Origin of the sequence: Rhodococcus sp. NPDC057014 (assembly GCF_042673295.1) — a bacterium.
Lineage (GTDB): Bacteria > Actinomycetota > Actinomycetes > Mycobacteriales > Mycobacteriaceae > Rhodococcus_F.
On sequence record NZ_JBHUSF010000303.1, the window covers coordinates 1 to 11,239 of the forward strand.

Annotated in this window: 11 protein-coding genes; 4 read left to right on the plus strand and 7 right to left on the minus strand. The window is 66.5% G+C overall.

Going from position 1 to position 11,239, the window contains the following annotated elements; all coding sequences use genetic code 11:
- Window positions 1–790, plus strand: a 790-nt coding sequence (locus ACFTZB_RS36640) for an MFS transporter (RefSeq protein WP_378439427.1), incomplete at its 5' end; no start/stop codon positions are given.
- Here the strand turns inward: ACFTZB_RS36640 and ACFTZB_RS36645 are convergent.
- From ACFTZB_RS36645 to ACFTZB_RS36660, 4 genes are all read right to left on the minus strand, one after another.
- Window positions 726–1,871, minus strand: a complete 1,146-nt coding sequence (locus ACFTZB_RS36645) for a Glu/Leu/Phe/Val dehydrogenase dimerization domain-containing protein (protein ID WP_378439429.1) — start codon at window positions 1,869–1,871, stop codon at window positions 726–728. The two genes, ACFTZB_RS36640 and ACFTZB_RS36645, sit on opposite strands and share 65 nt — an antisense overlap.
- 83 nt (window positions 1,872–1,954) lie before the next feature.
- Entirely contained in the window at window positions 1,955–3,106 is a 1,152-nt protein-coding gene (locus tag ACFTZB_RS36650) for a M20 family metallopeptidase (RefSeq protein ID WP_378439431.1), read from the minus strand.
- The gene (locus ACFTZB_RS36655) at window positions 3,103–4,536 is read right to left on the minus strand and encodes an aldehyde dehydrogenase family protein (protein ID WP_378439433.1); all 1,434 of its coding nucleotides are present in this window, start codon (window positions 4,534–4,536) and stop codon (window positions 3,103–3,105) included. The genes ACFTZB_RS36650 and ACFTZB_RS36655 overlap by 4 nt, the downstream gene beginning before the upstream one ends.
- A gap of 32 nt (window positions 4,537–4,568) precedes the next feature.
- Window positions 4,569–6,131 (minus strand): GMC family oxidoreductase, encoded by a 1,563-nt coding sequence (locus ACFTZB_RS36660; protein WP_378439435.1) that lies wholly within the window; start codon window positions 6,129–6,131, stop codon window positions 4,569–4,571.
- A 131-nt stretch (window positions 6,132–6,262) separates the two neighbouring features.
- Here ACFTZB_RS36660 and ACFTZB_RS36665 point away from each other — a divergent pair, with 131 nt between their 5' ends.
- Window positions 6,263–6,736 (plus strand): GbsR/MarR family transcriptional regulator, encoded by a 474-nt coding sequence (locus tag ACFTZB_RS36665; RefSeq protein WP_378439437.1) that lies wholly within the window; start codon window positions 6,263–6,265, stop codon window positions 6,734–6,736.
- 25 nt (window positions 6,737–6,761) lie between these two features.
- On the opposite strand, the gene ACFTZB_RS36670 is transcribed toward ACFTZB_RS36665, so the two are convergent.
- Window positions 6,762–7,685, minus strand: coding sequence for a LysR substrate-binding domain-containing protein (locus ACFTZB_RS36670; RefSeq protein ID WP_378439439.1), 924 nt, complete (start codon window positions 7,683–7,685; stop codon window positions 6,762–6,764).
- Window positions 7,686–7,871: 186 nt separating this feature from the next.
- On the opposite strand from ACFTZB_RS36670, the gene ACFTZB_RS36675 reads away from it, so the two are divergent.
- Window positions 7,872–9,158, plus strand: coding sequence for a Glu/Leu/Phe/Val dehydrogenase dimerization domain-containing protein (locus tag ACFTZB_RS36675; RefSeq protein WP_378439441.1), 1,287 nt, complete (start codon window positions 7,872–7,874; stop codon window positions 9,156–9,158).
- A 24-nt stretch (window positions 9,159–9,182) separates the two neighbouring features.
- On the opposite strand, the gene ACFTZB_RS36680 is transcribed toward ACFTZB_RS36675, so the two are convergent.
- Window positions 9,183–9,848, minus strand: a complete 666-nt coding sequence (locus tag ACFTZB_RS36680; RefSeq protein WP_378439442.1) for a TetR/AcrR family transcriptional regulator — start codon at window positions 9,846–9,848, stop codon at window positions 9,183–9,185.
- 63 nt (window positions 9,849–9,911) lie between these two features.
- Here ACFTZB_RS36680 and ACFTZB_RS36685 point away from each other — a divergent pair, with 63 nt between their 5' ends.
- Window positions 9,912–10,724 (plus strand): alpha/beta fold hydrolase, encoded by an 813-nt coding sequence (locus ACFTZB_RS36685; protein ID WP_378439444.1) that lies wholly within the window; start codon window positions 9,912–9,914, stop codon window positions 10,722–10,724.
- Between the two features lie 66 nt (window positions 10,725–10,790).
- Here ACFTZB_RS36685 and ACFTZB_RS36690 read toward each other — a convergent pair whose 3' ends face one another.
- Window positions 10,791–11,183: a tautomerase family protein gene (locus ACFTZB_RS36690; RefSeq protein ID WP_378439447.1), complete on the minus strand. Its 393-nt coding sequence runs from the start codon at window positions 11,181–11,183 to the stop codon at window positions 10,791–10,793.
- Window positions 11,184–11,239 lie beyond the last annotated feature (56 nt).

Here is an 11,239-nt window from a genome sequence, read left to right on the forward strand (position 1 = left end):
GGGATGGCGGATCGGCTTCTTCATCGGCGGCGTCGCCGCCCTCGTCGTGCTGTGGATTCGGCGGTCGATGGACGAGTCGCTCAGCGAGTCGCATCTGAAAGCCATCCGTGCGGGTGAAGACCGGACAGCGGGTTCCTTGACGGCGTTGTTCACCCAACACTGGCGTCCGCTGCTGCTGGTGTTCCTCATCACCGCGGGCGGCACGGTCGCGTTCTACACCTACAGTGTCAACGCGCCGGCGATCGTGAAGTCCACCTTCGGCGACGACCGGGCGCTGACGGCGACGTGGATCAACCTGCTCGGACTGATCCTGCTGTTGCTGCTGCAGCCGGTCGGCGGCCTCGTCAGCGACCGCGTCGGGCGCAAGCCGCTGCTGATCTTCTTCGGTGTGGGTGGGGTCCTCTACACCTACGTCCTGCTCACCTACCTTCCGAAGACCACCTCGGCGCTGGCGGCGTTCACGCTGGTCGCGGTCGGCTACATCATCCTCACCGGGTACACCTCGATCAACGCGATCGTGAAGGCGGAACTGTTCCCCGCCGACATCCGGGCCCTGGGTGTGGGACTGGGCTATGCGCTCGCGAACTCCGTGTTCGGCGGTACGGCGCCGCTCCTGTACCAGGCGTCGAAGTCGGCCGGCCACGTCGGCTGGTTCATCGTCTACGTGACGGTCGTGATCGGGGTCAGCTTGCTGGTCTACATCTTCGGGCTGAAGAACAAGGCGATCACCGTGCTCGATCGCGAACAGGGGAGCGCGTGGGCCGTGCCCGCGTCCTCGGGTCCGCGCTGATCCCCGCGGTTCGGGTGTGCGGGGGATGGGTGCCTGCTGTCTCGATCCGGCGACGAGCCAGGATTCGCGCGGCACGGTCGGTGTCGATGTCTTCGCTCTCGGCGATCGAGTAGACCTCGGCAAGTGTGTCTCCGATGCGTCGGGTGCGTGCTCCGACTGTCTCCTCGCTCCAGCCGAGGACTTCGCGGCCGACCAAGTGAAATGCGCCGCCTGCGTTGGTGACGAAGTCGGGCGCATATGTGACACCGCGCCGGTGGAGGATGTCGCCCGCCTCGTCGTCGGCAAGGATATTGTTCGCGGCGCCGACCACCGCGGAGGCGGGCAGTTCACCGGCGACCGCGCTGTCGATTACCCCGCCCATCGCGCACGGCGCGAAAATGTCGCAGGGCGTGGACCGGACGTCATCGATCTCGACGACATCGTGACCGGCTTGCCGAGCCCAGGCCAACCGCTCGGAGTCGGTATCCGAGACGAGGAGGCGCGCCCCGGCCTGCGACGCGAGGACGGCCAGTCCGCTGCCGACCGCGCCGAGGCCCTGAACGAGCACGGTGAGACCGTCGAGCGTCCCGAGTCCTCGGTGCAGGGCAGTCGCCTTCATCGCCTCGAAGACGCCCAACGACGTGTTTGATGCACTGGAACCTGCACCGCCACGCGCGGTGGAGCGGCCGAAGACGAACTCGGTGGTGTCGTTGAGAAGGTCCATGTCCGAGGAGTTGGTATTGACGTCGGGCCCTGTCCAGTAGTTGCCCCCGAGTTTGTCGATGTTCTCGGCGTGCAGAACAAGGATGCGTTTCCATGTGCCCTGGTCGATCTCATTGCGCGGAGCCGGGAGCGCAATGACCGACTTGCCACCGCCCATCGGCAGGTTGCTGACGGCCATCTTCAACGTCATTGCACCCGCGAGTCGGCCGGCATCGTCGAGCGCCTCACCGAAGGAGGCGTACTGTGCCGCGCGGGTGCCACCGGCGGCAGGTCCGAGTCGGGTCGAGTCCAAGCGAATGATGAAGGACGTCCCGGTTTCCCTGTCATGCCGCGTCACCGTCAGTTCGCCGTCCCAGCACAATGTCTTGTCGAGTCTCATACGGTCATGCCTTTCGAAGATGTTGCTTCGCCCGAAGCGCACAGTCACGATGGTCGACGTCCGGGCCGAAAGCTTCTTGTGAATCAGTGAGGAGTCGCCAGATGCTGTTCTGCGAAATCCGCTGCGGTCCACGCCATTGCGATGGCTCCGTCGAGAACGGCTCTGTCGGCTGCCGGACCGACGCAGGCGGCGGCGAATTCAGGTTGGTGGTTGACCGCGGGGTCACAGTCCAGGCCGAGCATGGGATGAATGGTGGGCACGGCGTGAGAGACGTTACCCATGTCGGTCGCGGCACCCGACATTCCGTCCGGTAGGTCGGGAAAGCTGCGACCGAGGGCTTCTGCATTCGCGCGGTACAGGGCAAGCAGGGTGGCGTCCGGACGTAAATCCGCGTAGTCGGGTCCGCTGGGCGTGATCGACATTGCACATCCGGTGGCCAGTGCCCCGGCCTCGAAGCAGCGTTTCACGCGCGCAGTGAGTGTGGCGAGTGCCTCCGCGGTATCGGAACGGACGATCCAGCGTCCGGCCGCACTGTCCGGGATCACGTTGACGGCGGTGCCGGCATCGGTGACGATGCCTTGAATTCGGTCGGTTCCCCGAGTTTGTTGTCGCAGTTGGCCTATCGCTACCTGCGCGATGAGAATTGCGTCGGCGGCATTGACCCCCAAATCGGGATAGGCCCCGGCGTGGGCGGGCTTGCCTGTGTACGCAACTTCGAACTGGGAAACAGCCGTGCCGGGCATCGCCGCCATCTCGACGGCGGCGGGGTGGACCATCATCGCCGCGTGGAGCCCGTCGAAGGCTCCGCGTTCGAGCAGGAGGATCTTTCCGCCGCCGCCCTCTTCGGCAGGGGTGCCGAGGAGTGTGACGGTCAACCCCAAGTCGTCGACGAAGTCGGCCAGGCCCAGGGCGGCACCGACGCCGGCTGCGGCGATGATGTTGTGGCCGCACGCGTGCCCGATCTCGGGGAGAGCGTCGTACTCGGCGCAGATTCCGACATGCACCGGACCCGATCCGATGGTGGCGCGCACCGCCGTGGGCAGGTCGTAGCAGCCGCGCTGCACGTCGAATCCCCCGCTGCGTAGTTCGTCGGCGACCCACTCGCTGGCTCGATATTCTTCGAATCCCAGTTCAGGGTTCGCGTGGATGCGGTGAGACAATCCCAGGAGTGTCCGTTCGCACCGTCGGATCCTGTTCTCGACGGAAGCCTTCGCTCCGACGGCAGCCGGGATCATGAGCGCGTGGACGCAGGTGCGGGGGCTGTGTGAATCGATGCGGGCCGGGTTGCGGCGTCGTACGCGGCTCGGGCGCCCGTTGCGCCGATGCCGCTGTCGCCTGCGGGCTCGTAGAGTCTCTCCGAGCCACCGCCCTGCCACTGATTGATCCACGTCACCCCGGCAGGGATGCCGGCGGCTGCGGCGGCGTGGTCGGGGTTGTGCGTGTAGACGGTGGCCCCGAGCGCAAAGCGTGACGAGCCGGCGCGCTCGAGCGCCTCCTCGAACGAGGGGACGACAACGATCGGGGCGAGCGGGCCGAACGTTTCCTCGGTCATCACCAGCATGGAGTCGTCGACGTCGGTGAGCACTGTTGCTGGGTAGAAGAACCCCTTCCGCTTCGGGATCACGCCGCCGATGTGGACGCGAGCGCCACGCTCGACGGCATCGGTGACGTGCCCGTGGACGATGTCGCGTTGGCGTGCATCGACCAACGGCCCCAGCACGGTTTCGGCGTCGTGGCCGTCACCGAGGGTGTAGGTGGATGCAATGTCGACCAGGGCGTCGACGAACGCCTCGGCGATGCCCTGGTGGACGTAGATACGTTCCATGGACGTGCAGATCTGTCCGGTGTTGACGAACGCGCCGAAGGCGATCGCGGCGGCGGTTGCGACAGGGTCGACCCCGGAGTCGACGATGACCGGGTCCTTGCCGCCGAGCTCCAGGACCGACCGGCACAATCGCCCACCGGTTCCAGCGCCGATCCGGCGGCCGGCCTCGACGGAACCCGTGAAGTGCACCAGCCGGATCTGCCCATGCTCGACGAGCGGTGCCCCGGCTCGGGCGTCACCGAGGACGAGGTTGACCACGCCTGGAGGCAGCGTCGACAGCTCGAACAGTCGAGCGGTGGACAGTGGTGAGCGTTCGGACGGCTTGACCACGACGGTGTTGCCTGAGGCGAGGAGCGGCCCGAGCGCACCCAGCACCATCGGCACGGGGAAGTTCCACGGGGTGATGACGGCGGTGGCGCCGAGCGGGTGACGCAGGATCGTCGTTCCGCCGCCGTCCGCGGAGGGGAGGGTTTCGACGAAGGGATAGGTCAGAGCCTCCTCGACCGCGGTCCGAAACCCCTGGACACCACCTTCGATGAAGGTTCTGCCGAGGGCGACCGGCTTTCCCATTTCCTGACATTCGAGCTCCGCGAGTTCCTCGGTGTGTTCGGCGATCTCCGCGGCCCACCGTGTCAGGTATTCCACCCGTTCGGCGACCGGCAACTCCGCCCACCCGGGCTGCGCCTCGACTGCTGCCTCGACGGCGCGGTCGACGTCGTCGGCCGATCCTCCGGGGTAGTGTGCGATCACCTCTTCGGTGGCGGGGTTCACCACATCGTGCAGCGACACGCTGTGGGAGTCCACCCATTTTCCACCGATCAAGTTCTGCAAGGTCTTCATGTGAAAGGTACTGCCTTCCCTGTGATTACGAGTTAGCGGATGCGGTCGGCCATGAGCTCGCCGACCATGATCGCCGTCAGGTTGGTGTTGGCCCGCGGGACGGACGGAAATATCGATGCGTCGACCACCCGCAGCCCGTCGGTTCCGAGGACCTGACACGACGGGTCGACCACGGTGTCCGCGCTTCCGGTTGCACCCATTCGGCACGTACTGGTGGCGTGCTGGACATCGCTCACGGTCGCGAGCAAGTAGTCGTCGAGCTCGCTGTCACTGTCGAGCACCGAGAACAGGGCCCTGTTCTCGGTCACGAGCGGCCCGTGCGTGATGGCGGCGACCGCCGGGTCGCGGGCGAGTTCGACCAGGTTGCGAATCCCGTCGCGCAAACGGGACAGGTCCCGCTCGTCGGAGAGCATCCGGGTGTGAACCTGGGGTTGATCCGCCGGGTCGGCCGAGGACAGCGTCAACACACCGCGGGAGTACGCCTGGTTCACCCAGACACCGAACGCACCTGCCAGCGCACGCATGTCGGGGTTGGCCATGGCAACGACATTCTGATTCTGCGACACGAACATCATGTCGCCGGTGGGGGCGCCGGGCTCGCTCGTGTAGCGGACGCAGACGTTGGTGTGCCGGTCGTCGGGGCTTTGGATCCCCGCCTCGTCGATCAGCGGGATCGACACCACCGCCATCGGATGGTCTTGCAGACCTCGGCCGACCGGAAGATCTTGGCGCACCTCGATCCCCACCGAGCGCAGATGCCCGGACGGTCCGATTCCGGAGCGCATGAGAATCGCCGGAGAGTGGACCGCGCCGGCGCTGAGTATCACCTCGTCGGCGTGCTCGGTCACCACCGCGCCGTCGACGATGATCCGGACGCCGATCGCGCGGCTTCCGGAGAAGAGCACCTGGTCGACCAGGGCGTTACCACGGATCGTCAGGGTCGAGGATTCGCGGGCGGCCTCGAGGTAGGCATCATTGACGGACACTCGGCGCCCGGATCGTGAGTTGATCGGATACGGCGAGACTCCGATCACGTGGGGTGCGTTGACGTCCGCGGCCCACGCATGACCGGCGGCGAGGGCGGCCGCGCTCAGCGCGGTATCGACAGAACCCCAGTTCTCTTGTGGCGTACGAAAAATAGGTGTCGGACCGCCCCGGCCGTGATAGGCCTCGTCGCCGTAGTTCTCGTCGTCCTCGAGTTTGACGAAGTACGGGAGAACGTCCTCGGGGCCCCAGCCCGCGCAACCCCAGCCGACCCAATCGTCGAAGTCCTCCATCGGGGGTCGAATCGCGATCTGTCCGTTGATCGACGAGCTGCCGCCGACCCCTCTACCTCGCCAGTAGGGTGCAGGCGCCTGCTTCTCGGTCCGCGCCGCGTCGAGCCCCGGCCAGACCAGATCTGCGGTTGCCGTCGGGTCGAGCAGTGCCCTGATCGGGTTGGGTGACCGCCACGCCTCGTGCATGTTCGCCGAGCGGTAGTCCGGTCCGGCCTCCAGGAGCAGAACCCGCTTGCCTTTCTCGGCGGATCGGACCGCGAGCGCGGCCCCCGCCGAACCTGCACCCACCACGATGACGTCCCAGCCTGTTTCGGTCACAGCAAACCTCCGTAACGAGTTGCGCGAATGAGGTCTCCGGAAGCGCCCGGGTCCTGCCGAGTAGGATTCCGTAGAAGGAGAGTTCAGTCAAGAGTGAATGTTCATTCTAAATTGATCGAATGGAGGTGGCGGTGTCCGACAGCGACAAGAGGGCTTCCCTCATCGAGGACTTCGGTGTGCATATCGGCGGTGCGATGGGCTGGCCTCCCATGGCGGGTCGAGCCGCGGGAGTGCTGATCCTCAGCGAAGCGCCGATGACCATGGCGCAATTGCAGGATGCACTCGATGCGAGCAAGGGATCGGTGTCGGAGACGACCCGGTTGCTCATGACCACCGGCACCGTCGAACGATTCAAGGAGCCGGGAAGTCGCCAGTTCGTCTACCGTTGGCGCGACGACGCCTGGATCGGGTGCTTGCAGCACCAGCTCGAGCAGACCACCGAACTGCTGGCGCTGGCGGAGAGTGCGCGAACCCGGGGACAGGACCTCCCGCCCGAACAGCGCGCCCGCTTCCACGCGATGCACGAGTACTACAGCTTCATGGTCAGCCGACTCGAGGCGCTCCTCGCGGAGTACACGGCCGCGTTCAACGCTGCGCAACCCTGACCCGACAGGCAGGCGTCGTCGTCGGCTATGGGTACGGCGACCGCGCGGCGAGCCCCTGTGCGGCCGCCGCGGCCCGCACGGCGTCGATCACCAGTTGCAGCGGCTGGCGGTGCGCTTCCGTCCCCCGATGGGCGATGGAGATCGTCCGCATGACCGGTTCGGTGAGCGCGACGACGTCCATGCCCGGCGGGCGCAGCGTCAGTCCGAGATCGGAGACGAGGGTGACCCCCAGGCCCGCGGACACCATCGCGAGTGCCGTCGCCTGCTCGCCGACCTCATGGTTGATCTTGGGTTCGAATCCGCAACGCTGACAGGCCGAGCGCACCGCGCGGCCGAAATGCGACGTGGGTCCCGCGAGGATCCAGGGATGCTCGGCGAGATCCGCCAACGCCATGGTTCTGGCGGACACCGTGCCCGGTGGCAGCGCTGCGTGCAGTCGCTCGACCGCGATCACCACTCGGGTCAACTCCGGGTCCCACGGCATCGGGTAGTCGGAATAGTTGATCACGAACGAGAAGTCCAGCGAGCCGTCCCGCACGGCCACTGCCGTGTCCTCCGGCGCGAGTTCCTTCGTCCGCACCTCGATGCCGGGATGTTCGGCGGCGAGCAACGACAGCGCACTCGGTAGCAGGCCCGACGCGACGGACGCCCACACACCAACGGTCAAACGGGCGGTGACGCCCTCCTGCGTCTGCTCGAGGGCGGACGTCGCACGGTCCACCGATCGCATGATCTCCTCAGCGTGCTCGGCGAGGAGCAGACCGATCTCGGTGAGCTGTACCCGCCGGCCGCGCCGCTCGAATAGCTTTGCGCCGACGTCGCGTTCGAGCTGGGTGAGCTGTTGCGATACCGCGGACGTGGTGTAGTGCAAGGACTGCGCGGCGGCTGTCACGGTGCCTCGGCGATGCAACTCCCGAAGCATCCGCAACCGGCGCAGAGACAGCTCCATCCCCCCACCCTATGCATCCGGTCCGAACCGTCCAATCGGACCACGCGTCGCGCTGTGTAGAAAGCGTGAACGCAATCATTCAAAATTCTTAACTGGACGCCTGGTCACCGGGGCGCGCACTCTGACGTCATCGGCCGAATGGCCGAAACGGCGATGATCTTCCGAGGACGATTGGGGTAACTCGAGGTGACGACGACGACGGAATCCGGGTTCGGGCGCACCCCCGAGCACCGTGAGTACGACCACAGTGAGAACACGGCGCCGCAGCGTCGGGTCGACGCGGCGACCGCGCGCAGCGGTGATCCCCTGCTGCGTATGACCTGGTCCGATCCGGTCACCGGAGCGCGAGGCTACCTCGTCGTGCACACGTTGGTGTCCGGCCTGGCCACCGGGGGCACCCGTATGCGGGCAGGCTGCACGATCTCGGAGGTGGAGGACCTGGCCCGCGGTATGGCTGCCAAAACCGCGGTATTCGACCTGCCCGTCGGCGGCGCGAAGGGCGGCATCGACTTCGACCCGAAGGACCCCCGCGCCGTCGGTGTGCTGGAGCGGTTCTGTCAGGCGATGCGCCCGTGGCTGGACGCCCACTGGGTGACCGCAGAGGATCTGGGGGTGCCGCAGCATCTGATCGACGACGTCTTCGCGCGGCTGGGTCTTCAGCAGTCCTACCATGCGGCGATCAGCCGTGCGGAAGATCCGCAGAGGACTCTGCGCCGGGTGCGGGCCGCGTTGAACGCCCCGGTGTCCGGCGGATTTCTGCTCGGCGATGTGATCGGCGGTTACGGAGTCGCGCAGGCCTGCATCGGTACCGTGAATGCCAGTGGATGGGCTCCGGCCGACACCACGGTGGCAATTCAGGGCATCGGCACCATGGGGGGCGGCGCGGCCTGGTATCTGCACGAGGCCGGTATGCGCGTGGTTGCTGTCGCCGACGCCGTCGGCACGCTGTACTGCCCCGACGGCCTGGACGTTCCCGCGCTGCTCGACCAGCGGAACGGCTACGGCGAGATCGACCGTACTCGCGTCCCCTCGCATGTTCAGCGGTTGCCGAGAGCGGCCGTGATCGCCACTGCAGCAGACATCCTCGTCCCGGCCGCGATCTCCTATGCGATCACGGCGGACAACGTCGACCACGTCGCCGCGAAAGTCGTGATCGAAGCTGCGAATGCCGCGACAACCCCGCAGGCCGAGGCGGTGCTCACCGGCCGGGGCATTCCGGTGGTCCCGGACTTCGTTGCCAATGCCGGAGCAGTCGCCTGGGCCTGGTGGGTGCTGCTCGGTCACGTCGGCGCAGACCCGGAGGACTCGTTCCATCGGCTGCGTACCGAGATGCTGGCCAAGGTCGCGTTGCTGCTCGGCCAATGGATGCTGGACGGTGTGACGCCGCGGCACACCGCGTGGGACCTCGCCGCGGCCAACCGCCGCGCGCCGGCACCGGGCGATCCACTGGCAGTGCCGCTCACCATCCCGTGAAGGGTCCTGCGAACGACTCCGCTCTCAGGACAGCAGACCGACCAGCAGGCTGCGCAAGGCATCCTCGAAGAGGTCCCGATCGGTGGGCGCAGGAGTTGCGTCAGCGGAGATCGCCCTGGCCAGGTGCGGATACGTATGGCTGTCGATCGGGGGAAGTGCGGGCTGTGAGGCGAGCTCGGTGCGAGCGAACAACGTCGTGACCCCCGTTGCCATCGCGATCGCTTCAAATTTCGCCCGACCGGAGGCCGTGACTGGTTCGAGTACCTGCAGGCAGTGGTCCAGCCAGGCCAGGGCTTCGGGACCGAAGGCGGGCGAGTGCTGCGTGACGTCGACGAGCCAGGAGTGACGCCGATACAGATGCAACTGTCGACGTGACATCTCGAGCATGGCGTCCAACCACTGATCATGGCCGGTGGGGTACGGGCGGAGTTCGCGCATGACGTGATCGGTCATCAGCGCGAGAAGTTCGTCACGCGATGCCACGTACCGGTACAGCGACGCTGCACCGGTGCCCAGCGCCGCGGCCACGGCCCGCATGGACAGACCGGCCAAGCCTTCGTGATCCGTGAGTGTTATTGCGGCGGCGGCGATGTCGTCGCGGCTGTGCGCGGGGACCGGGCCTCGTCGGCGTGGCGGTGTCTCCCCAGCAGGGGGTTTCTGTTCGTGGGGTCGATGTGGGTCGTCGCTCACCTCACAATCCTAAACTGCGAACACTGTTTGCTATTGTTGTGCATGCACTCAGGGAGGCATGCGATGCACGAGCGGGTTGAACGAGCGGGCGACGTCGTCCTGCACGCGGTTGGTGACGGTCCCGCTCTGGTGGTCGTTCACGGCGGCGGGGTGACGATCGATTCCTATCGCCGACTGGCGCGCAAACTGTCGGACAGGTTCACCGTGCATCTGTACAACCGACGCGGACGCGCGGATGCGCCGCCCCGTTCGGAGCCCTACGACGTTCAGCAGGACGTCGACGACCTGCGGACGGTGCTCGAACACACCGGCGCAACGGACGTCATCGGCCACAGCAGCGGTGGGTTCATCGCCCTGACCGCGGCCCTGCAACTGCCCATCGCGCGTCTCGCGCTCTACGACGCAGCAGTGTCCGTGAACGGACTTTTCCCCGCACAATGGCTGGACAGCGCCAGGGCAGCGGCCCGGGACGGCGACGTCGCACGCGCGATGGCGATCACCGGGGCCGGCATCAACACCCAGTCGCGGGCGAGCACCCTGCCACTGGGCGTGCAGATCGCTATGAGCCGACTGTTGTTGCGCACTTCCGTCGGGCGCACCATGGGTGCGTTGTTGCCCATGACGTTGGACGAGTCGCAGGCAATCGCACGCGCCGACGGTCCGCCGAGCCGCTGGGCGGGGGTGACTGCGGACGTTCTGTTGCTGAGGGGTGCGGACGGACCGCCCTATTACGAGCAACTCAACGATGCCCTTGCTGCTGCACTGCCCCACGGCCGTGCGGCAGCGGTCCGCGGGGGCCATGACGGCATCAATCGCGCCTCGGCCCAGCTGATCCGGACGTTCGCGGCCTTCTTCGGGCCTACCGCGTCAAGGTAGCGATCAGTCCGCTGATCCGGGGTTCTTGCGTCGACTCCCGCCGCACCGCTCGAGCGACTGTGTCGGTCAGAGGTGGCCTTCTACGAATTGGGCGATTCCATTGCCGAAAGACCAGTCATCGCGCGTGTTCTCGACGACCGAGACGATCACATCGGTTGGTGCCACACCGGTCTCGATGTGAAGTCGGTCAGCCAGTGCCCGGTACATCGCCGTCTTCTGGTCCACGCTTCTGCCCTGTTGAGCGATCTGCACGACGACGATGTCGTCGGTCCGCTCGAACCCCAGCCCGGTGTCCTCGGCGATGATCTGGCCCGGCTTGTGTTCGGTGACGAGTTGGTAGCGGTCTCGATCGGGTGCGGCGAAGTGTTCGAGCATCACATCCTGCACCACGTCCGCAAGGCGGCGTAGCTGCTCGGGAGTGCGTTTGTTCTCGATGACATGGATGTGGACGAGTGGCATGAGTTGTTCCTCGAATGCGTGGTGGGTGGGGGCCTGTGCGGGGCGCGGTCCGAGAT